General features: G+C 50.4%; 16 protein-coding genes. 7 read left to right on the forward strand and 9 right to left on the reverse strand.

Annotated features, from left to right (window positions below):
- Positions 1-275 precede the first annotated feature (275 nt).
- Entirely contained in the window at positions 276-1,970 is a 1,695-nt protein-coding gene (locus tag LSE01S_RS05515) for an oleate hydratase (RefSeq protein WP_061776633.1), read from the forward strand.
- 78 nt (positions 1,971-2,048) lie between these two features.
- Here the strand turns inward: LSE01S_RS05515 and LSE01S_RS05520 are convergent, their stop codons facing one another.
- Entirely contained in the window at positions 2,049-2,858 is an 810-nt protein-coding gene (locus tag LSE01S_RS05520; RefSeq protein WP_061776634.1) for a MerR family transcriptional regulator, read from the reverse strand.
- A gap of 99 nt (positions 2,859-2,957) precedes the next feature.
- Here LSE01S_RS05520 and LSE01S_RS05525 point away from each other — a divergent pair, with 99 nt between their 5' ends.
- Positions 2,958-3,902: a zinc-binding dehydrogenase gene (locus LSE01S_RS05525; protein WP_061776635.1), complete on the forward strand. Its 945-nt coding sequence runs from the start codon at positions 2,958-2,960 to the stop codon at positions 3,900-3,902.
- A 182-nt stretch (positions 3,903-4,084) separates the two neighbouring features.
- Positions 4,085-6,328 (forward strand): ATP-binding cassette domain-containing protein, encoded by a 2,244-nt coding sequence (locus LSE01S_RS05530; RefSeq protein ID WP_061776636.1) that lies wholly within the window; start codon positions 4,085-4,087, stop codon positions 6,326-6,328.
- 56 nt (positions 6,329-6,384) lie between these two features.
- On the opposite strand, the gene LSE01S_RS05535 is transcribed toward LSE01S_RS05530, so the two are convergent.
- Entirely contained in the window at positions 6,385-7,890 is a 1,506-nt protein-coding gene (locus tag LSE01S_RS05535; RefSeq protein WP_061776637.1) for a DUF5776 domain-containing protein, read from the reverse strand.
- A gap of 141 nt (positions 7,891-8,031) precedes the next feature.
- On the reverse strand, positions 8,032-8,664 hold the full coding sequence (gene lepB, locus LSE01S_RS05540) for a signal peptidase I (protein WP_061776638.1): 633 nt from the start codon (positions 8,662-8,664) through the stop codon (positions 8,032-8,034).
- Between the two features lie 1,131 nt (positions 8,665-9,795).
- Here lepB and LSE01S_RS05545 point away from each other — a divergent pair.
- The gene (locus tag LSE01S_RS05545; RefSeq protein ID WP_061776639.1) at positions 9,796-10,317 is read left to right on the forward strand and encodes a MarR family winged helix-turn-helix transcriptional regulator; all 522 of its coding nucleotides are present in this window, start codon (positions 9,796-9,798) and stop codon (positions 10,315-10,317) included.
- Positions 10,318-10,434: 117 nt separating this feature from the next.
- On the opposite strand, the gene LSE01S_RS05550 is transcribed toward LSE01S_RS05545, so the two are convergent.
- Positions 10,435-11,751 carry an MFS transporter gene (locus LSE01S_RS05550; RefSeq protein ID WP_061776640.1) on the reverse strand — a complete coding sequence of 439 codons (1,317 nt, stop codon included), beginning with the start codon at positions 11,749-11,751 and terminating at the stop codon, positions 10,435-10,437.
- Between the two features lie 28 nt (positions 11,752-11,779).
- Positions 11,780-12,301: a DUF1440 domain-containing protein gene (locus tag LSE01S_RS05555; protein ID WP_061776641.1), complete on the reverse strand. Its 522-nt coding sequence runs from the start codon at positions 12,299-12,301 to the stop codon at positions 11,780-11,782.
- 218 nt (positions 12,302-12,519) lie between these two features.
- Here LSE01S_RS05555 and LSE01S_RS05560 point away from each other — a divergent pair, with 218 nt between their 5' ends.
- The 3 genes from LSE01S_RS05560 (at position 12,520) to LSE01S_RS05570 (ending at position 17,451) form a co-directional block, all read left to right on the forward strand.
- Positions 12,520-14,790: an ATP-binding cassette domain-containing protein gene (locus tag LSE01S_RS05560; protein ID WP_061776642.1), complete on the forward strand. Its 2,271-nt coding sequence runs from the start codon at positions 12,520-12,522 to the stop codon at positions 14,788-14,790.
- A 162-nt stretch (positions 14,791-14,952) separates the two neighbouring features.
- Positions 14,953-16,485: a hypothetical protein gene (locus tag LSE01S_RS05565; RefSeq protein ID WP_061776643.1), complete on the forward strand. Its 1,533-nt coding sequence runs from the start codon at positions 14,953-14,955 to the stop codon at positions 16,483-16,485.
- Between the two features lie 99 nt (positions 16,486-16,584).
- Positions 16,585-17,451, forward strand: coding sequence for a DUF805 domain-containing protein (locus LSE01S_RS05570; RefSeq protein WP_061776644.1), 867 nt, complete (start codon positions 16,585-16,587; stop codon positions 17,449-17,451).
- A 191-nt stretch (positions 17,452-17,642) separates the two neighbouring features.
- On the opposite strand, the gene LSE01S_RS05575 is transcribed toward LSE01S_RS05570, so the two are convergent.
- From LSE01S_RS05575 to LSE01S_RS05590, 4 genes are all read right to left on the reverse strand, one after another.
- Positions 17,643-18,818 (reverse strand): MFS transporter, encoded by a 1,176-nt coding sequence (locus LSE01S_RS05575; RefSeq protein WP_061776645.1) that lies wholly within the window; start codon positions 18,816-18,818, stop codon positions 17,643-17,645.
- Positions 18,819-18,824: 6 nt separating this feature from the next.
- Positions 18,825-19,250 carry a MarR family winged helix-turn-helix transcriptional regulator gene (locus LSE01S_RS05580; RefSeq protein ID WP_061776646.1) on the reverse strand — a complete coding sequence of 142 codons (426 nt, stop codon included), beginning with the start codon at positions 19,248-19,250 and terminating at the stop codon, positions 18,825-18,827.
- A 134-nt stretch (positions 19,251-19,384) separates the two neighbouring features.
- Positions 19,385-20,713 carry a hypothetical protein gene (locus tag LSE01S_RS05585; RefSeq protein ID WP_061776647.1) on the reverse strand — a complete coding sequence of 443 codons (1,329 nt, stop codon included), beginning with the start codon at positions 20,711-20,713 and terminating at the stop codon, positions 19,385-19,387.
- A gap of 92 nt (positions 20,714-20,805) precedes the next feature.
- Positions 20,806-22,002: a multidrug effflux MFS transporter gene (locus tag LSE01S_RS05590; protein ID WP_061776648.1), complete on the reverse strand. Its 1,197-nt coding sequence runs from the start codon at positions 22,000-22,002 to the stop codon at positions 20,806-20,808.
- Positions 22,003-22,124 lie beyond the last annotated feature (122 nt).

A 22,124-nucleotide genomic window follows, 5' to 3' on the forward strand; every position in this document is an offset into this window, starting at 1 on the left:
CGGTTGGATTTTAAAAGACTGTTCAGGAGTTGGGGGAAAACACGGTGTTGACGAGCGTTACCGATTAGTCGAATTGAGGTTGATAAGTTGAGGGACTACTTAGAAAATAATGCCGACAGATCACTGTCAAATCAACGTTTATCCGAGTTAGCGCAGGCCAAATATTAAAACGCGAGAAAGGTTCCTTTTCCCGGGCGAAACCGCTTTACAATGCATGACAAAGCAAGCATAATGGGGGCGTAACGAGCTGAGACAATCTCATGGAGGTGTTGTTGATGGTTAAGACCAAAGCGGTAATGATCGGTGCCGGCCTGTCCAACATGGCGGCAGCGGTTTATCTGATTCAAGAAGGTCACTGGCAAGGTGACCACATTACTTTCTATGGTGTCGATATGCATGGTGCCAATGATGGGGGCTCTACCAGTCAATTTACCGATGAATACTGGAATAAGCGTCATCCGCTCAGTAACCAAACGGGCTATGTGGCCCGTGGTGGCCGGATGCTGAATTATCGGACCTATGTGGATCTGATGGACCTACTCGATCGTGTCCCATCGGCGACAGAAGACGGTATGACAGCCGCTGAAGACACCCGAGACTTCGATGCTCACCACCGGACCTTTGACAAGGCCCGTCTCTTAGAGGGGGGCAAGGGGATCATTGATGGTGGCAAGCTGGGGCTGAATAATAAGGACCGGGTCTTACTTTCCAAGTTGGTCTTGATGCCCGACAGTGAAGAAACCAAGTTAGACAATGTCTCGATTGCCGAATACTTTAAGGACTCACCGCATATTTTCCAAACCAAATTTTGGTTCATGTGGGAGACAACTTTTGCCTTTCGGATTCAAAGTTCGGCCCAAGAATTGCGGCGTTACATGCACCAAATGATTTATGAATTTACGCAAATTGAACATCTGGTTGGGGTCAACCGAACCCGTTACAACCAATTTGAAAGCCTCATGTTACCGTTGATTAATTATTTAAAGGACGAAGGGGTGACCTTCTTAGACAATCGGATCGTGACCGACTGGGACTTCGCCGACAGCTCCTTGCAAGACGAAATTACCGTCACTGGTATTCACGTCAAGAATGTCGCGACCGATGCTGAAGACGATGTTACCATCGACGATGACACGGCGGTTTTCTTCACGAATGGATCGATTACCGATTCCGCTACGATGGGGGACTACGACACGCCAGCCCGTGAAAACATGGAATACGGGATCAGTGCTGCCCTTTGGAAGAAGGCCACGGAGCGGTTCTACAACCTAGGAACCCCTGATAAATTCTTTAATGACCGGAAGAATTCCGAATGGGTCAGCTACACGTTGACCACGAAGAACCACCTGTTGCTGAACGAAATCACGCGGATCACCACCCAAGTTCCTGGGAACGCGTTGAACTCCTTCTTGTCCACGACGCCAATCACGCCATTAGGCCAAAAGGACGTTAACACGTCAATCGTGGTACATCATCAACCACACTTTACGACGCAACAACCGAATGAGTCGGTTATTTGGGGATACTTCCTGTATCCACGGCGGACGGGGGAATTCGTCCACAAGCAATACATCAAGATGACCGGGAAGGAAATGGCGCAAGAATTAATTGGGCAATTATCCAAGGTTGACCCTGGGCCCGACAACATTAAGCATCATGAGGCTGAAATCTTAGATAGTATTGTGAATAACGTACCAGTCTACATGCCTTACGCTTCGGCGTTGTTTAACAATCGGGCGAAGTCTGATCGGCCAAAGGTCATTCCGGACCACTCGACCAATTTAGCCTTCACGGGTGAATTCGTTGACCAACCTTACCAGATGATCTTCACGGAACAAAGCGCTACCCGTTCCGGTGAAATCGCGGCCTACCACTTTGCCGGGGTTTCGATGGACAAGTTAGTCAAGACGCCACGCTACGATAAGGACCCGAAGACGTTGGCGCGGGCAACCAAGAAGATGTTTAGTTAACCGATGTTTGAAGAACCAGATGGTTTGTCTGGTTCTTTTTGATCCAAAAAGGCCATCGCGTTGCGATGGCCTGGGTGGTTACGGTTGGATTTGGTATTGCAGACAAACCAGATTGGAAGCCCCCTTGCTGGTGAAAGCCTCGTCGCGGTTCATTTGCCACAGTTCTTGATTGATCTTCAGGTGGTGATTGGTGATGTATTCGGCCAGGATCTGTAAACCGATGCAGATGTTTTTGGTGTCGTTAGTGGTATTGATGGCGACAAATTTCCCAGCTGGTTTGGATAGTCGTGGTAGATTCCCCGTATCGGTGTCGGCCGTGATGGCCTTCAGGATGCAAAATGACGCGGTGGGATACAAGTTGGCGTCACTCTTAGGGAGTTGCGTAAGAAAACCGGAATCCTTTTTATTCATCAGTTTGAGCTTACCTAATCGTTGGTAAAAGTCCGCATAGATTTCGGCGATTTCTTCCTCGGTACAGGCAACCGACTGCTTTGACTGGCAGAATAGCTGTGCCGCTCCGGTGGTGATGAACGGATGGTTTTTCACCACGGATTCACTGGACGTGGGTTGGTTGAAGCGGGCATCTAGGGTCGACCGCAATAAGTTTAGGTTGTCGATCCGTTGGTTGATTTGACTCAGAATGCTGGTCAGCCGATCGTTGAGTGCCGACTGATCCCGGGAGTCATTCAACGCCTTGATTTCCGAAATGGAGAGACCAAGTCGGCGTAGCTCCAGAATAAACGTGGCGCGATATAACTGGTCGTAATCATAATATCGGTAGCCATTGTCGGCAACGCGCTTGGGCTTGAACAGATCCTTTTGATCATAAAAGATCAGGGTACGGCGGGTCGTGCCGGCAAGTTCGGCAAATTTCTGAATCGTAAGCATAGGGCATCTCCTGACTAAAGAACTTGACTGTAACGTTACGGTACACTCTATACTGAAATCATTAAAGAAGCAACTGACTAAGGAATGGAGTAGATAAGCATGCGAGCAATTGTGATTAATGAACCTGGCAACGTTGAGGTGATGAAGCTGGTGGATCGGCCAATGCCTAAGGCAACCGAACACCAATCGGTTATACGAATCCATGCGTTTGGCGTTCACCGTTATGAGGTCTTGACGCGGGCTGGGGGATCACCATCGGTGAAATTCCCCCGGGTGATTGGCGTCGAGGCTGTTGGTGAAGTGGCCGAGGCCGCTGCGGATAGCAAGCTCACGGTCGGTCAAAAGGTTATGACCATGATGGGAGGCTTCGGTCGTGAGGTTGATGGCAGCTATCAGGAGTATGCCCTGGTTGATGACGACCATTTGTACCCGGTCGACTATGATGGTGACTGGATCACCCTAGCCGAATATCCCGAGAACTTCTACACGGCCATTGGGGCCATTAAGTCATTGGGATTGCACGCGGGTCAAACGCTGTTGGTTCGGGGCGGCACTACGGCGGTTGGTTTGGCGGCCGTTAAATTAGCCAAAGCCATGGGGCTTACGGTGGCCGCAACGAGCCGCCGAGAAACTATGTTGCCTGAAATTGCGGCAAATGGGGCCGATTCGGCGGTGCTGGACGTGGACAATCAACTGGATACTGAGGCAAGCTATGACGGTATCATCGATATGGTGGGCACGGTTTCCATGGCTGATTCCATCGCCCACCTCAATCAAGATGGGGTAGTCTGTGTGATTGGCCTGCTGGCCGGTGAATGGGTAGCCAAGGAGTTTTCACCATTTAGTTTAGCCGGTAAATTCCTAACCTGCTTCGATTCGACCGAGGTTAAGCAAGACCTAGTGGATGAGATGTTCCGGTTAATCAATGATCACCATTTGGAAATTCCCATTGCTAAGGTCTTCAAGCTCGACCAGATTCAGGCAGCCCACGAATACGTGATGGCCAGTCGTGAACTGGGTCAAGTCATCGTGGACAACGATTAGTTTAGGTTAATTAGATAGCGTTAAGTGCCACTCGTACAGGTCCAATAGATCTTTACGGGTGGTTTTTGTTTGGTCGTTTCAATGACCGGAAAATTAGATAGTCGCTTTGCTTCGGTTTAGATAGTGGGTATGCTAAACTATGAATCCGATGTTTAATTGCCAAGTCAATTGGGAGGTTCAAGATGACAGATTCTGAGTACATAGAAATTGTGAATGACCGTCAGAATAATTTAAAGAATGTCAGTCTGCGAATTCCGAAGAATAAGCTGACCGTGTTCACCGGGGTCTCGGGTTCCGGCAAGTCTTCGATTGTGTTTGATACCATTGCCCAGGAAGCGGGACGGCAGCTGAATAGTACCTATGACAGCTTTACGCGCTTGTACCTACCACATTACCAGCGACCGGATGTTGATGCCGTACGGCACCTGTCCACGGCGATCGTGATTGATCAAAAGCCGTTGGGCGGTAATGCGCGCTCAACCCTGGGAACCATTAGTGATATTAATCCCTTGCTGCGGATCCTCTTTTCCCGATTTGGCACGCCGCACTATGGTCAGGCTAGTAACGCCTTTTCGTTCAACGATCCGGCGGGGATGTGTCCTGATTGTGAGGGGATCGGCAAAACCTACGTGTTAAAGCAAGCCGTGGCCTTGGACCAGTCGTTGTCCCTTGCCGATGGGGCGATTCAGTTACCGGGTTACGGCAACAATAGCTACTATTACCAATCCATCATCGCCACGGGGATGTTTGATGAGCATTTGCCGCTAAAAGACTATGATTCGACGACCTTTTCGGAATTGATGAACGGCGAACAGCCGGTCACCGTAGAGTATCGAGGTTCACAGATTAAAGGGACTTTCGAGGGGATCGAACGGCTTTTCTACCGCCAGAACGTGAAGACCGGTAAGGCCATTAGCGATAGTGCTCGCAAAAAAATCGAGAAGTTCGCTGATCAAGTCCCTTGTCCAACCTGCGAAGGGAAACGTTATCGACCAGAGGTGCTAGCGGCCAAGATCAATGATTACAATATTTATGATTTGACGGCTATGCAATTGGATCAGCTGGCGCGGGTCCTAAAGGACTTTCAAGCCGATGAGATGCAGAGTGTCGTCCAGGGGATTCAGGAACGGGTGCAAAGTCTGATCGATGTTGGCTTGGATTACCTAAGTTTAACGCGGGAGACCACCACACTGTCCGGTGGGGAGTCACAACGAGTTAAGACAGTTAAGTATCTGGCCAATAGTTTGACGAATCTCCTCTATATCTTGGACGAACCCAGCACGGGCTTGCACCCCCGCGATGTCCATCGGTTAAATGATCTGTTGTTAAAGCTGCGTGATAACGGCAATACGGTGTTGGTGGTTGAGCATGATCCCGATGTAATTAAGGTAGCCGACTTCATCGTAGACGTGGGGCCTAAGGCTGGTACCCATGGGGGTGAGATCACCTTCACTGGGAGTTATCAGGAGTTGTTGCAGTCTGATACCTTGACGGGCCAGTACCTGACCCGTCACTTACCGCTAAAGGACCTGCCACGGAAGCCGAAGACTTTCCTAACCAGTCAGCCGAGTCGGCGACACAACCTGAAGGAGGCAGTCCTCCGGGTGCCTGAGGGCCTCTTTACCGTGGTAACCGGGGTGGCCGGTTCCGGGAAGAGCACGCTGGTTGAACAGGTCTTTGCGCAAGAACATCCAGAAGCTATCCGAATTAGTCAGCGACCGTTGCATGCCAATAGTCGATCTAACCCGGCGACCTATGTGGGGGTCATGAACGACATTCGTAAGTTGTTGGCCGAGGAGAATGCGGTCAGCGACAGCCTGTTTAGCTACAATTCGAAGGGAGCCTGCCCGCAGTGTGGGGGTAAGGGCGAAGTTGAGTTAAATCTCTCCTTTATGGAGAACACAACGGTCGAATGTTCCCTCTGTCAAGGGGGCCGCTTTGATCCGGCCGTGCTGAACTATACCTTTGACAGCCGTAATATCGAAGAAATTATGGCGATGACGGTGGAGGAAGCGGTGGCCTTTTTTGCCGAAACCAAGGTCGCCACGAAGCTGCAACATGTGTTAAACGTTGGTCTCGAATATTTGGCATTGGGACAACCCCTCACAACCTTATCGGGTGGCGAAAGCCAGCGCTTGAAGGTTGCCAAGGAACTTAATCAACGCGGCAACCTGTACATCTTAGATGAACCCACGACGGGACTTCACGCAGCCGATATCGAAACAATTATTGGCATTATTAATCGACTGGTGGACCGCGGGAACACGGTGATCGTGATTGAACATAATCTGGATGTCATGCGGCAAGCCGATTGGTTGATTGATATCGGTCCGGATGGTGGCACTAAGGGGGGCGAAGTGCTCTACGAAGGGCCCGCCGGCGGCCTGAAGGCCGTTACGCGTTCGGTCACGGCACAGTATCTATAAATGACAGAAAAGAAGCTAACCCCAATCGGTGTTAGCTTCTTTTCTCATTTCCATGGTTATTTAATGACCTTGAGATCCCGTGTGTTGGCTAGTATATAGCCGCCGCTAACGCGATAAAGTTTTTGACCGGGCTTAGCTGAACGGTCGCCGTTGGTGTCGTCCCAGCCCTTGACCGCAATGAGGTGGTTCTTAGCGTAGTGGGTGTGAATTCGTTTGAGGTCGGTGTTCCGGTAAACAGTCACTTTCGTCTTGGCCTTGACGCGGGTGACCAATCGTGGTCGGTTCGGTGAGACCCATTGCTTATTGCCGGTGATGTAGGTGCCATCGGCAAGTTGGTAACGGGTCATTTGGCCTTTTCGTACACGCTTGATGACGGTGACCGCCGATCCCTGTTTGTAATGACCTAACTTATCAGTAAAGGTCGTGGTTTGATGGGCGTTGACGCCACGGGGATTAGTCACGTAAAGGGTTTGATAGTGGGTGCCTTGCCAATAGAGTTTGGCCACGTAGTCGGGGTTGGCGGTGATGTAGCTGCCATCACTGAGTTGGTAACGGGCCAAGCCGGCCTTGTTTTTAACGGTTTTAACTACCGTAAAGATCGGCGCATAGGTCTTGGACTTTTTGGCATAGCCCTGTAGTCGTTCAGATTTATTGAAATCGGGGTTCTGGTAGCGGTACAGGCCACGCTTGCCGTAAACCTTAAAGGGATCAGATGTCACAACGTCGGGTTCACTGGCGCCAGTCGAGTGGTTGACGGGTGATGGCTTGGCGTAGGTGATCGTGATATCTTGGTCGCCGTCGGCATCTAGCTTACCGTGATTGTCAAAGGTGAATTCGTTGGCATTGGCTTCGTAACCGTCAATCTTGGGAATTAGGTAATGGTTAGTATCGGTGTAGGTGTCACCGCTAACGCCGGTAACGATTCGCGGATTTTCCGGAACCTTATCTGCTGGTACGGCGGAACCGTCCGCCATTTTATAAGTGATCTTAGCTTTGGTGTCGTTGGCTTTTTCCGGGTAATACCACAGAAGAGTATAAGCCGTTTTTCCAGAAGCGGCATCAACTTGTTTTTTTTCATAAGTGTCGACGGTTTTTTTATTTAAGAAGTTGTTGAAGTTTTCTTGATCGAATGATTGTTTTAAGGGAAGGTTATCTGATTTTAATGTATCGATGAACTCTGACCATTCGTCTGTCGTTATGGTTGAACCGACGAATTCGGTCGCTTGGTCGACGGTCCACAAATTATTATTGAGGTTGGACAGTGCAACCGCAACATCGATGATTGACAATGACTTGCCGTCAAATACTTCGGCACTCAGTGTGTTTTCGGTTGCCGCGAGGAGTTTACGATTGGTGGTGGAATCCGTCACCGGGCAAATGAAGTCTGCGGCGAACCAAGTCATCGTGGATTCATGTGATTTGATCCTAATAGTAATCTCAGCATCATCACTGACATCATCGGCCGAGGCAGGGCTAACGAAGTGACTACTAAAAACATTGCCAATGAATCCACCTAAACAAAGTGCCATAGTAACTAACAGAATGCGTTTGAAAATCTTCATGTGATTAGCTCCCTTCGAAAGTGAACCTGTCTGGATGTGTATAGGATTAGTATAACGTAAATCGGCCAAAATGTGAGCGCTTTCACAAATTGGTATAACAAAAAAGGATCGGCACCAATCGACCGATCCTTGTGGGTGACTTTATGAAGCAGCGCCTTGCCAATTAAAAGAAGCTTGTACCTGGCCCTTGTGATTTGCGAGACGGTTAATGTTATCACGATGAGTCGCCGTTCCCTGCCAGAAGGGAACCTTCACGATGCCCATGACCTTATCAGCATTGACGTAGCCCCAAGCGCGACCATCTTCTGAAATGCTACGGTGGTCACCGAGCACAAAGTAGTGGTTAGCGGGAACCACACTGGTCGTTGTTGACCAGTGATGCTGCTGGGCGAGGCTGGCTAGTGTCCAGTTACCCGTTCCACCGGCGCGTTCGGACTGATCGATGAAAGATTGATTAAGCTTGCGACCATTGACGTAGAGGTTGCCATTACGACTGGCGATCTGATCGCCCGGCAAGCCAATGACCCGCTTGACGTAGTTGGTTCCCGGTTGAGCATTGGGATCTTCGCCATAGGCATCGAAGACAATAACGCTGAGTCGCCTTATCTTGAGCGGTTTAACCACGACCATTCGTTCCTTATCGGCCAGGTTGGGTTCCATTGATCCCCCAGATACTTTGACAATTTCAAATAGATACGTTCGGACCAGCAAGACCAGGACCAAAGCAATTAAGATGGGAATGACCCATCCCAAAAAATTCCGTGCGATTCTCATAAATCCACATTCTCCCCATCACTAATTATTCTGCTTTTTTTAGTCTAGCATAAGTGGTCGGTCAGAAGATAAAAGCCGCAGAGTTTCTTGGGCTTTTTTGAAAATTGACGCGGAATGTCAGGCCTGAGAGAATGTTGTACTGGGAGTTCAAGGTGAAGAATCACGGGTTTGTTCGTCTAATTGACGATACAAATTCTGATACGGCGGGAACGACAACTATAGGTGGCCGTTAGTGCAGTGAACTCCCACAGGTTGGCCGGGTTGGGTGAAACCGTGGTTAGACCAAAGATGGCAAAATCGTCAGATGACACTCGCTATCTCAGTTAAGCAGAAATGATCCATCCAGAATTATTATTGGATCGGTCGTTTTGAGGATAACAGATTTTACCCAATCAATTAAGTATTCTGTGTAATTTTCTGATTGTTACCAGTTTAGCAAAAGTGTGGTCAAACTTTTAGCCCAAATGGGTTTATACTTTAACTAGACTAGGACTAACTTAAAAGGTTTGTGTCTAATTGTTGATTAGGTACAAACATCGTAGATTCACAAAAGAGAGCGTTTTCTTCAAATTGTAAAGAAATTGCCAACAATTTAGCAAAAAAGGGTTTATTTTTTGTTGGAGAGAGGCGATACTATAGAGAGTCAAGATGACGACCGGTCGTACAGATGCCACCAAGATTGAAATTGGTGCAGTTTAACCTGGGTAATTTGCGTGAGGGGAATTTCACGAAATTGACCGGCAGCTAGGCCGAGCACAACGGAATTCGTCGACACTAAATCGACAGTCCCTGTACAACTAACATTGTTGAATGTCAGAGTTGTCAGTTGGTTATTTTGATACGCAGTTTGGAGTAGACGCCTGATTTGCTGACGGGCTCGTTGCATAGTGAACATCACATCCTAAACGAAAGATTATTTCCATTATAGAACACATGTTCTATAATGGAAATAGGACTTTCATATCATGGGATTAGGTTGTTTGCAGATAAACTATCTGTGTCGTTATGCACTTTGCAATTCTGTCGGTAACTTGGGTCAGATTATCTAAATAAATTTTATCCCGGAGTTGTGATAATTTGGGCCGGTGTAATCGTTTTTTTATGCTGGACAGAAGGAGTAATGGACATATAATGACAGAGACAAATGACACGGTAACTGAAGCAGAATTAAAACAACAGTTTGACGATCTATACATGCATATCTTCAAGTATATTGGAGATTTCGTTTCCATCCCTACGCAAAAGTACAATTTAACTTTTGAGGCGTTCATGGTCATGGATAATGTTGCTCACAGCAAAAATGGCCAGACTTTAGTTGAACTCGCAAAGTTAGAGGGTGTCTCTAAGAGTGCCATTGCTCGGCAAGTTAACGTCTTGCTAAAGGAAAATTATGTGATGCAAAAGGTCGATCCTAAGGACCGGCGGGTGAAGTACATTACCTTAACCGCTGCCGGTAGCCGGGTTCAACGGAACCTGTCGCAAGCGACTGACGAACGTTTCCACCGGTGGTTAACCTTTTTCGGTGGGAAAGAAGAAGGCGAACGGTTTATTAAGGTCTTGAATCAAGCCAATGAACGGGCCATCGAAGCCGGGTTCGTCGGGTTTGACAGCCTGCATGATAAGCGCCGAAACTCCAACCGGAGTACCCATTAAGCATCGGCAGATCACGAATCACTAAAGCAAATCAGGTGCCACCGTTGTCGGTGGCACCTGATTTTTATCTAACAGGCCAGTTCGACCTTACTTAGTGGTCGAACTGGCCTGCTGCTTTTAATCTGAGATGGCTGCTTGTAACTGGCGTTCGTTGTAGAGCAAAAGCACCAGGAACATGATCACATAGAGGATCAGTGGCAACCAAGCGTAATTCAAGGTAATCATATGTTGGGTCGCTAAGTTTTGTGCATGATTGGCGGAGTAACCAGAGAGATGGAACAGCCCGGCCGTGATCAGGCCACCGAGCCCGAGCCCCACGTTAACGCCAAAATCATCGGTCGACGCGAGGATGCCCTCTGCCTGAATGCCCATGGCCATCCCATAGCGGATCGTGTCGGCAATCATGATTGAGACTAGTCCGATGATGATCCCATTACCGACGGAGTTGATAAAGATTCCGGTGAACAAGATGGGCAGGTGATGCCCCATCACGCCGAGGCTTAGGACCAGTTGTCCGCCGATGGCAATCGCAATCCCCCCGAGCATCGTGCGTTTCTTCCCCCAGTGACTAGCGGCATGTACGATGAGTAAGACACCAATGAGGGCGGCAAAGGTGAAGCTGTTGGCCCAGGGAACTAGGGCTTCGCTATGCTGAATGTATTTGAAATAATAGATGGTGGTCTGATTCTTAATAGCGGTCGTCAGCCAATACAGGAGGATGACGACGGAGATCACTAACCACGGTTGATTCCGCTTGAGCATGGTGCCAACGGCGTGCCAGGACTGGTGGGCTTGTTCCGGATTGGTAAATCGTTCGTGAACATGAAAGAAGGTATTCCAGATCAGCACCAGAGAAATCAGGCCGAAGACGGCGATGGTGAGGAGAAAGCCGTGACGTTGATTACCACGGCCCAATAGAGCCACCAGCGGTAGGGTAAAGACGGCCACGATGATTTGCACCGAGCTACCACAGAATTGGCGGATGACCCCAAGGAGGGTCAGTTCATCTTCATTTTGGGTCAGGGTTGGCAGGATTGAGGTGATCGGTAAATTAACGGCCGTATAGAAGAAGCCGAGTCCGAGATAGGTGACGTAGGCCCAGATGATCTTGCCCGAACCGGTAAAGGGTGGGGTGACGAAGGTCAGGATGGCAAAAATCACGTAGGGCAACGCATACCACAGAAAAAATGGCCGACTCTTACCCCAGCGAGAATGGGTACGATCAATCATGAGGCCAATGATCAGGCTCTCCACGACATCGGCCAGCCGAGCCACGATGAAGAGGACGGCAGCGTTACTGGCCGAAAGTCCATAAACGTCCGTATAGAAGAACAGCAGGTAGGTGGTCATCATTTGAAAGACTAAGTTATCGGCCGCATCGCTGAGCCCATAGCTCAGACGTTCCGGCCATTTGGTTTGCCAGGGTTGGTTCAAGGCGCCGCCTCCTTTGAGTAGTTAGGGCTTATTTATTCTTTTCGGCGACTAAGCGACGATAGACTTCGGCACCTACCAGATCGTTGGTGACCATCCAGGCAATGTGACCCAAGGCCTCGGAGACGTGTTCCTCCTTGGGCTGGTCCTTGGCACTTGGCACGGTTCCCATGGCTGGCATGAGGCCTAAGTGAAAGGCAAACCAGATTGCCAAGCCAAACCAGGTTCCGGCGTCCTTTTTAACGGCTGGAATTTTTTCACCAATAATTTGATAGAGCACCGCGAAGGTCGTTGAGAAGCCGAAATGAATGACGTAGCTGACCCAGGGTAAGGAATGGCCAGAATAGTGATAGGTGGCGTGGGTGACCTCGGCGGGGATGCCAAATTGTTCTAGTAAGGTCTGTGGGGGATTCGTGGCATCCCGTGCTTCGGTTCGAGGGGGCAAGACGTTTTCCCAACCCAGCTTAACGAGGCCAGAAACGATACCGGCAGCGCCACCGGCAATGATGGCGGCGGGAAGATTGAGTTGACGATGCGAGTTAAATAAGGACATGAGTGGTTCCTCCTTTAAGTAATAATCACATTTAAAGTATAAGCGTCTGGTAGGAAATGCGCGGGTATTTCGCTTGTGGTATTTCACACAGCTATCAGATGATAAGGCGCGAAGAAACGTGACTTATCAAAGATTGAATGGCCGTGCTGTTCCATTAAAAAAGAATATGTTAAGGTGAAAAGGTAGTGGATTATCAGAATCATGAGAGGGGTAACGGGATGCAAACAACGTTTGATCAGGGTTATATCGAGATTAATGACGCCACCCAAAACAACTTGAAACACGTGAGTCTGCGGGTGCCGAAGTATGAAACCACCGTGTTCGTGGGACTGTCTGGTTCCGGGAAATCTTCATTGGTTTTCGATACGATTGCGGCGGCTTCCCGGCGTGAACTCAACGAGACCTTTCCGAGTTTCACGCAACAGTACCTACCGAAGTTTGGGCAGCCCCACGTCAAAGACATCGAGCACCTGCCGGTAGCCATCGTAATTGAACAGCAACGACTAGGGAAGAACGCCCGGTCCACGTTGGCAACCTATACCGGTATTTATTCCCTCATGCGATTGCTGTTTTCGCGTATTGGCAAACCCTTTATTGGCTATTCCGATACGTTCTCATTTAACTTACCACAGGGGATGTGTCCGACCTGTCAAGGCTTGGGGTACGTCGACGATATTGATGAGAGCAAATTAATTGATCCGGAAAAGTCCCTCAACGAGGGGGCTATCACCTTTGTGAGCTTTGGACCAAATACCTGGCGTTGGCGACGTTACGCCACCAGTGGTTTGTTTGATGATGACAAGCCCATTAAGGACTATACGGCCGAGGAATATGAACTCTTGATGCATGCTCCCCAGCAGCAGTTGAAGCATCCCGGCGAAGGCTTTCCCCGGACGGCGTTATATGAAGGGGTGGTTCCCCGGATTCGGCGGTCGGTTATCGGCAAGAAGGAAGCGGAACATCACCGCGAGGCCATTGCCGAAATTGTCACCCGCAAGCCCTGTCCCACCTGCTATGGTACGCGACTGAAGGCCGAGGTCTTAACCAATCATCTCAATGGGTATAATATTGCCGAAGTCACGGCCATGGATTTACGGCACGTTCTGAGCTTTTTGGGGACGATCACGGAACCCCTGGCCACCGATGTGGTTCGGGAATTGACGACGAAGATTCAATCGTTGGTTGATATCGGTTTGGGTTACTTAACGTTGGATCGCGGGACGAGTTCCTTATCCGGTGGGGAAGCTCAACGGATTAAGATCGCGAAGTATCTGACGAGTTCCTTGGTCGACATGGTCTACATTCTGGATGAACCCAGTGTGGGCCTGCATCCGCACGATATCCAATTGATCAAGCAAGCATTGACGCGCTTGAAGGATAAAGGAAATACCATTTTAGTGGTTGAACATAATCCGGCCATGATTGATTTTGCCGATTACGTGGTGGAAATGGGGCCCAAGGCCGGCCAAGGTGGTGGGACCGTGACTTTTACAGGGACCTATCCAGAATTATTAGCGTCGGATACATTGACTGGTAAATGGTTGCGACAAGTCCATCAGTGGGGCCCAGAGCGTCAATCGACAGGACAGTTGCACCTGGCCCATGTCACCCAAAATAATCTACAGGATGTCAGTGTCAATGTGCCTTTAGGCGTGATGACTGTGATCTCTGGAGTGGCCGGATCCGGGAAGTCATCGTTGGTTACCGCGTTGAAGCGGCAATTGAAGACGGCGTATATTGACCTGGCTCAGGCTCCAGTTGGGATTAACATTCGGTCGACGCCCGCTACTTATCTGGGGATTTTGGATGAGATTCGTAAACTGTTCAGCCAGGCCAATGACCGGGTTGGGACGAGCTGGTTCAGCTACAACGGTAAGGGCGCCTGTCCCCGCTGTAAGGGTAAGGGTGTGACGATTACCAACATGGCCTTCATGGACCCGGTTGTGCAGACGTGTGAGCTGTGTCACGGCCAGCGGTACAGTGATCAGGCGCTACAATATAGTTATCATGATAAGAATATTGCCGAAGTTCTCCAACTTTCGGTTTCGGCCGCGAGTGACTTCTTTGCCGATTCGCCCAAGCTGGCGGCACAACTGGGTAACCTGGATCGCGTCGGTTTAGGCTATCTAACTTTGGCCCAACCCCTGACCACGCTTTCCGGCGGTGAACTTCAACGGTTAAAGCTAGCGGTTGAACTGGGCAAGCAGGGAACGGTTTATCTTCTAGATGAACCGACCGCTGGCCTGCATTTGCAGGACACCGCACGGCTCTTAAGGTTATTCAATGAACTGGTAGCCGCTGGTAATTCGTTGATTATCATTGAACATAATTTAGCGGTCATTGGTGCGGCGGACTGGTTGATTGACGTGGGCCCCGATGCCGGTCGGTATGGTGGCCGGATCCAGTACAGTGGTACGCCACGGCAGGCCGTCGATGTGGCCACGTCGCGAACGGGGGTCGCTTTGAAGCAGTGGATCGCCCAAAATTAAAAACTTGTTACCGATGGTGACGCAGAAGATTGCCGAGGCCTAATTCTAAATTGAGTTAGGTCTCTTTTTATTTAAACTATTTTCGATCAAACACGCGTTCTGTATTTGGATAAATTATGGTATGCTGGAAGAACAATTTTTTAATGAGAAAGGATGACCATGATGGCAACGACTATTCTGACGCCGGCAGAAAACCGGTTTCTCCAACTCAGTCAACCGGCGATTCAGGTGCCGGAGTTAACGCAAGTGTTGCCGACGCTACGAGATCATCCGACCATCAAGGATTCCAGTGAATTTTTGACGCGATCCACGCGGCAAATCCTGTTGGATCAGCGGGTCAATTGGCTCATTCAGGGGAGCTTGGCGTGGAAGCTATTGGCCCGGTTACCCTACGCCATTAATGACAGCGATCAGCGGCAAGACTGGCATCACTGCGCGTTGTGCCATAAACCGGTTCGCTATGAGTATCATGTTGTCTTGCGGATTACGGATCGTGAGGTTTTGGTGGGGTCCGAGTGTGTCAAAAAGTTCATGAGCGATGAACTTCAATACTTGATGACCATCACGACTGAAGATAATTTTCAGGCTGTGACTCAGTACGACGCGCTAACCGCCGAACATCCTGAGGTCCCGGAAATCTTGTGGGATCGCGAGGCGTTATCCAATCTGCCAAAGGAGTTGCAGCCGCAGCGGCATGCGGTGCGTCAGGGGACTCAGGCGACGGTCACAGGGTATTTACGACGTCGGCAAATCAGCCTCCCTGAACGGCAGTTGGCACCGTATCTGCATGACTATCGGGGGTTACAGACGATCAACCATCGGGCAACCGCCGATCTTGAGGAACAACGACGCCGAGCGCAGCAACAGGCTCAGAACCTGGTCGAACGTGAGGCCCAAGCGGCCTGGGATGCCGCCAATGCTGCCCAAACGACAGCGGAGCAACAACTTCGTCAATCCACCGGCTATCGCGACTATTTGCGGGCCGTGGCGGCTCTTATCGCGGATCGGAAAGATCTAACCATCTTTAAACAGCAGTTAACCCAAGTGATTCAACCGCGGCAATTGAAGCGGTTGGTCAATTCCTATCAATTAGGTGTGATGGCGACAGAGTTTTCACGAACCGGTCAGATTAAGGCCGCACGGTTACAAATCGTTCCCCGGTATTTTGTGGCGGATTTGAACCGGGTGACCCGGCGATTAGCCGCTCAACGGTTACGTGATTGGCAAGATGATCTCTTTAACGCGGCCGTGGGGTTTGACCTTGGTCCGGATGAACGGCAGCAGTCGTTGGCGACCCTCCAACAGAGTTGGGAAGGTCAACAGGTCCCGGCAACGGTTTATCAAGACCTGATGACGCTGCGCGCACAACTGGCTGCGGACCGAGAACTGCCACCGTCGTGGCCGGCCGCTCTGCGAATGGCATTTACGCACCGATTGGCGGTACAGCCGCTGACTGGCTGGGTACCAGCCAAGAAGAATCACGTGACCCCCCACCAGCTGCAGCAACTGGTATGTCACTCGAACGATTTTGCTCAGCTGACGCAGGCCTATCATCGACTATATGCCTTGCCGGCCCGGGATGAGGCGATAACCCTGTCGGCGTTGGCTCAGGCGCAGCTTCGGCTGGAAGACCAACAGGCCGGCCGTTCTCAGGCCACGCGTAACCTGGTTGACCGGATCCTTTCAGAGGATTGATGACCCGGGACCATAAATTTTAGTGACGGCAACTGTTCAACCTTTGTGAGGTTTGGTAGACTAAACGAGAAGGGTTATATCGCGAAAGAAGGGGTCGCCGTGCCAAAAGAATCAGGAGTTAAATTCTGTTTTAATTGTGGGAAGAAGATTCCCGCCGAAGCCAAGTTCTGCCCCAATTGTGGGACAGACCAAACGCGGCCGGCACCGGTTTCACCAGCCAGTACCGCGTCCGTTGATCAACATCCAAGGACCACGGCGGATCGAGCCGAAACGACCAAGCCGCTCAATGAGGCTGATCGGTCACGGCCGGAGTCCCTGGGCCGGCCAAACAAGGGTCCAGAACCCGCTGAGGCCCTTGAGGACCACGGCCCAGATGTGGGTAACGATGAGGAACCGACCAAGGCTGGTCCGGCGTTCGAACGGCCAGACTTTCAACCGGTGATTCCGACTAAGCCGGCCAAGCATGCCAATCTAATTAATTCTCTAGAATTGGGATTTAGGGACGCCTTCACCATTGGTAAGCGGACCTCACGGGCGGATTTTTGGTGGCTGTACCTGGTCACCATCATTGCTGACAGTCTGGTTCAAGCCTGGTTCATTTTGGATTTTCGGAAAAACCCATTTATCATTTTTCCCATCAAGGCGATTTGTTTTGCTTTAACCTCCTTGCTTACCATTATGATGATTTCTGCCGGGATGCGCCGGTTGCACGATATTAATAAGCCGGGGAGTCATATCTGGTGGCTACTCTTGCCGGTAATTGGGAGTCTGTTACTGATCTTCTTCTGGGCACAACCGAGTGTTCCAGCCGGGAAACGATTCGATGACCCCAAGGTAAGCGGTCGAAGTTGGTTAACAAGTTGGTGGCCGTGGTTGATCTTACTGCTCATGAGTATTGGGACGTATAGTTGCTACATAACGGCGATGCAAAATCTTCCCGGCCTCATCGTACTTTCTAATTACTAAGACTGACATCCGGCAACGGTAGGGCCCAGTTCATGGATGGAAAACTAAATTTGATAGTTAGTCATGTCAGCCCAGGGATACTTCATTCCTGGGCTTTTTTAGTGTTCGATAATAGTGGAGTGACGTCAGACTATCGAGTCAGTGGCAAAGGTTCCCGTAAAAAAATTCCGACCAATTGGCCGGAATTCTTATTAGGCGTTATTTCTAGCTAGATCGCGACGATTTGGTAGGTAAACCATGATAATCACGGGTAATGTCAGCATCATGACGGGGTAGAACCAAGCCCATGGTAGGGCAGTCGAAATGACCCCACCAAGCATGGGCCCCAGTGCCATACTGAGGTCGATCCCAATGTAGAAAGTACTGTTGGCCAGCCCGTGGTCGGCTTCGGGTACCAGCATCAAGGATTTTGCTTGGCAGATGGAGAACATCATGCCGTAACCCGCGGCCAACCCGAAGGCGGCCATGATCAGCATGAACCAGTTGCTCAGTTGCGTCAGGCCGATTAAGCCCAGGAGGTTAAAGCCTAAGCAGAGCCAGATGAATCGTTTAAATGGGACGTGGTCGAAGGCATCGCGTAGCGTTAACCGCAGAATGAGTAGGGTAATTGCGTAAATGGGGAAGAAGACCCCGGCTGGCACACCGAAATGCCGGTGGGCAATGTAGGTCACGATGTAGGCTTGCGTGGCGAAGTATGGTAGTGAGAACAACAGGATGATAACCGCCACCGGAACGACCTTCGGCTGAACTAACCGGAAGCCGGGCTGTTTATTCTTCGTCTTGGACGCTTGATAGTCGGGGTGGGGAATCCCTTTGTCACCAACGAACTGAATCGTGACCAGCAACAGGAGACTGAAGATCGCCGCCAACCAGAAGACACTTTGATAGTTGAAGTTTTGGTAGAGGAACACGCTGACGGCGGGCCCCACGGCCATCCCTAAGGCGTTAGCCAAACCGTAAATTCCCATGCCGGAACCGATTCGGTCGGGAGGGAGCAAGCTGGCCATCCAGGTGGCCATGCAGACAGAACAGAGCGTGTAACCCACCCCGTTGACGATCCGGCACAGCAGGATCAGGGTGACGTTGTCCGTCAGCCCATAGCCCAAGCTGGCGATCAGGATTAAAACGCCACCAACGATGGTTAAATGGTACTTGGAAATACGGTCAGTCAGGTTACCGGCAAGGGGCCGGAGTACCAATGAGGTTAAGTTCATCGCCCCGGCCACAATTCCCGCAAAGATGCTGGTGGCACCGATGTCCGATGCGAAGCCAGCGATGATCGGGTTAATCAGCATGGAACTCATTAAGAAGAAAAAGCTAGCAGCAAGCACTAGGATGACATCTTTGGTATATAAACGCGTTTTCACGCAAACTCAGTTCCTTTCTAAATTGCTACTCGTGCGCTGCAACAAGGTTAGGAGTTGTCGTTGCTCGCGAGGAGTAAAGTCGGTCAGTAATTTTTGGCTGGTTTGCCAAATGTGTTGATCTAAGCTGGTTCGTTTGGCGTGGCCACTAACGGTTAGCGTGACCAATTTGGCGCGGCCATCGGTCGGGTTCGGTGTCAGGACGACGAGGCCCTTTTGTACCAAGCCTTGGACAATCTGGCGAGCGGTCTGGTGTGTGATTTCCTGATAAGTACGAAAGCCTGCGATCGTTTCTTGCGGATGGTCGGCGAAGAAGCGCAATGCATCGGCCTGTTCGCTGGTTAAATTTAGATGGCGGATGTATTGGTTACGACATTGGCGAATCTTCCGGCCAAGGATGATAATTTGGCGGGCCACCGTTTCGTCACTGGTCATGAAATCACCTCATCTTTAAACTATACAGGACCCTGTATAGTTTTGAAAGGGATATTTTCAATGGTCATTACCGTGAAAGTCACTTTACGGAAAATAAAAAACCGGTCAGCATCCGTGCGTTGACCGGTTGTCGCTTACTTATTAGGTGATTTTTGACTGAGGTGGAGCGTCGTTAGTCCTAGTGAAATCAAGGTCAGAGGCCAACTCAGGCCGTAAAAATACAGGTTGAAGTCAGCGGGGCTGTGCGGATTGAAGAATGCTAAGAGGTCCGTGTGCGCATAGGTGCTGGCCGTTACTAGCAGGGTGAACAGGGCGAGTTGGCAGAGTAGCCCGCCATAAGTGGAGAAGCGGTATTTACGGATGATGGCGCTGTCGGGGTTCAATTCCGGCAGGTCGTAGAGGTTCTCATTGACCTGAGGATTATCGTGGCCGATATATAAAGTGATCAACAGGAGGCCGATGATGTAGGTGCCTACCCAGGGAATCAATAGGAGAACTTGCCCACAGATAACAGCGAGTTCACTTAGGGTGAATTTTCCAGGTGCTGGTCGCCGTTCAAGCTTGATGAAGAGGGGATGACCAAGCTCGAAGCCGATAAGGTAGATGCCAAAGGTGGCGTACATTCCCAATTTTCCCAGATAGAAATAGGCGAAGAATCCGTTAAACAACAGGATCAATGTCATGATAAAACCACGATTTAATAGTCGGAGCTTAAAAGTTGGCAGTGTCTTCCAATCGGCGGCTAACTCCAAGATGAGAATGACCAAAGCAGTCGTAATTGCCACGTAGATTACCCAGGTGGGGAGACTCAAGGTTACTTTGCGCAGGGCCGTCAAAAAGGCGACGACGGCGAAGCCAATGACGGATAGGCTCCACCGCCAAGCCTTGGTGTGTTCCGGATGGAGATCCATTTCTGGATAGACCATGCGCAGGGGTTCGCGTAACAGGAGACTGCCGGGGAGGGCCGCGAGATATAGCAGGCCGAGCACACCAAAGGAGAGGGTGTAGGCTAAGTGGAATCCCAGGTCGGCGGCGACCATTAAGCCCAAGAGGCCAAAGATAATCCAGTAAAGGCGCTTCATTTTGAAGTGGCGATAGTGCTTGAGGTGGAGTTTAACGGTGAGAAAGTATGGCCAGATGGTCGCGGCGCTATAGCCCCACAGCAGGCTGCCAATGACCAACCAGATAAAGTTGGTCGTGCTGGCAAAAATAAAGGCCCCCGCGGCCCCCAAGACGAGACTGAGGGTGAGGTAGGTGACGGACTTCAGGCCCAGCCGCTGGGTGTAGAAGATGCTGGCGGACCGAGAAATGTAGAAGGTCACCAGGGCGATCAGCAGGGTGGTCGTATGTAATTGTTGATATTTCGCCATGATCAGCAGGTAGGGCAGGACCAGGCCGATGTTGGCCAAAAAATTGAGAATGCCCCCGGATAAATCGATGACAGCAGACCTGAATTTTTCCACAATGGCAACTCCTCTCGATAACTTCACTTAGTAGTATACCAAAAAGCCGGGCCAATCCTCAGATGGTGGACTGGTCCGGCAATGATCATTGGTTATTCTTCAAGATTAATTGACCGACGTTGGGTCAGTCTTAGGCGACTAAACACCAGTAGCATCCCCATACACAATGCCAGGACGTACCAAGGTAGGGAGAGAATTTGGCCGTTGTGTAGGCCGCTCATCCCCCAGGTGATGGCACTGACCAGCAGATAATAGGCCAAACTAAACCAACCGCTGGCACTGCCCATGACAGTCTCATATCCGACCAAGGCGCGATTCAAGGCATTAGGTAGAGTAATGTTGAGTCCCAGGAAGGTCACAAAGATGGCGAGGAGCATGGGTATTACGAGCTGCCAATTGGCGGTCAGTAGCCAACTTCCACCCCCAATGACGCTGAGGACTAAACCGCACCAGGTCAATTGTTCGGGGGCCCACCAAGTGAGCAGGTGATTAACGATCACGGCACCCAGCAGACTGGCCGCCGCCAATACCATGCCCAACCAGCCGTATTGCACACTGGAAAAGCCAAAGTGTGTCATGAAGATGAAGGGCGCCTCGGCGTAGTAGCTGAATAAGATCCCGTTAATGCCGCCGATTAGGAGGCCATAGGTCCAGACTACGGGGTCCCGCAGCAAGCGGAGACATAGTTGCCGGTGATGGAGCCGCACGGGTTCGCCGTTTACCGGTTGCGTTTCGGGTAGTCGAGTCCAGGCGTAACCGCCGATCGTGATGGCCAGGATGACTAGGGCCGTGAAGACACTATGGACGCCCCAGTAAAGCTGTAAACAGCCACCAATTAGGGGGCCTAACGCCGGCGCCAACGCCATGGCAGCACTGGTTTTCGCAAAGATTTTGGCACCGGTAACCCCGCTAAAACTTTCACGCATCATAGTTTGAGTAATTACCGACCCGGCACTTGCGCCGAAGGCTTGGACTAAACGACTCAATAGTAACCAATCAAAGGTGGGACTCCAACTCAGCCCGAGGTTGCCGATGAGGTAAATGACAATACCAGCCAGCATGGTAGGCCGGCGACCGAAACGATCGGCTAGCTGTCCCCAGATGAGGACCCCAAAGGCAAAGGCGATGAAGTACCAACTCATGGTGAGTTGAATCCGGCTGGCGCTGACCTGTAGATTCTTCTGCAATTGCGGTAAGACGGGGGTGAAAATGGATTCGCTGATTTGTGGAAAACCAACGAGGGTGATGATCAGCCCTAGTGAGGGGGCCGATCGATGGACGTTTTTCATGAGATTTCTCCTTAAAAGTTATTCTGCGGAAAAACGTCCTTATCCGTTTGCGGGGACACATGCCATTAATTTAGTTAAAGTCATTGGGCTGGTCACCCCTTTCGTAGTAGTCGTTTTACCAT

The sequence above is a fragment of the Levilactobacillus senmaizukei DSM 21775 = NBRC 103853 genome, from assembly GCF_001592085.1.
GTDB classification, from domain to species: domain Bacteria; phylum Bacillota; class Bacilli; order Lactobacillales; family Lactobacillaceae; genus Levilactobacillus; species Levilactobacillus senmaizukei.

Excerpts from the sequence above, each read along its gene's own strand:
- LSE01S_RS05590 (WP_061776648.1), bottom strand. The coding sequence starts at position 22,002 with ATGAAAAACGTCCATCGATCGGCCCCCTCACTAGGGCTGATCATCACC.
- LSE01S_RS05560 (WP_061776642.1), top strand. The coding sequence starts at position 12,520 with ATGCAAACAACGTTTGATCAGGGTTATATCGAGATTAATGACGCCACC.
- LSE01S_RS05555 (WP_061776641.1), bottom strand. The coding sequence starts at position 12,301 with ATGTCCTTATTTAACTCGCATCGTCAACTCAATCTTCCCGCCGCCATC.
- lepB (WP_061776638.1), bottom strand. The coding sequence starts at position 8,664 with ATGAGAATCGCACGGAATTTTTTGGGATGGGTCATTCCCATCTTAATT.
- LSE01S_RS05515 (WP_061776633.1), top strand. The coding sequence starts at position 276 with ATGGTTAAGACCAAAGCGGTAATGATCGGTGCCGGCCTGTCCAACATG.
- LSE01S_RS05520 (WP_061776634.1), bottom strand. The coding sequence starts at position 2,858 with ATGCTTACGATTCAGAAATTTGCCGAACTTGCCGGCACGACCCGCCGT.
- LSE01S_RS05545 (WP_061776639.1), top strand. The coding sequence starts at position 9,796 with ATGACAGAGACAAATGACACGGTAACTGAAGCAGAATTAAAACAACAG.
- LSE01S_RS05565 (WP_061776643.1), top strand. The coding sequence starts at position 14,953 with ATGGCAACGACTATTCTGACGCCGGCAGAAAACCGGTTTCTCCAACTC.
- LSE01S_RS05580 (WP_061776646.1), bottom strand. The coding sequence starts at position 19,250 with ATGACCAGTGACGAAACGGTGGCCCGCCAAATTATCATCCTTGGCCGG.
- LSE01S_RS05535 (WP_061776637.1), bottom strand. The coding sequence starts at position 7,890 with ATGAAGATTTTCAAACGCATTCTGTTAGTTACTATGGCACTTTGTTTA.
- LSE01S_RS05530 (WP_061776636.1), top strand. The coding sequence starts at position 4,085 with ATGACAGATTCTGAGTACATAGAAATTGTGAATGACCGTCAGAATAAT.
- LSE01S_RS05525 (WP_061776635.1), top strand. The coding sequence starts at position 2,958 with ATGCGAGCAATTGTGATTAATGAACCTGGCAACGTTGAGGTGATGAAG.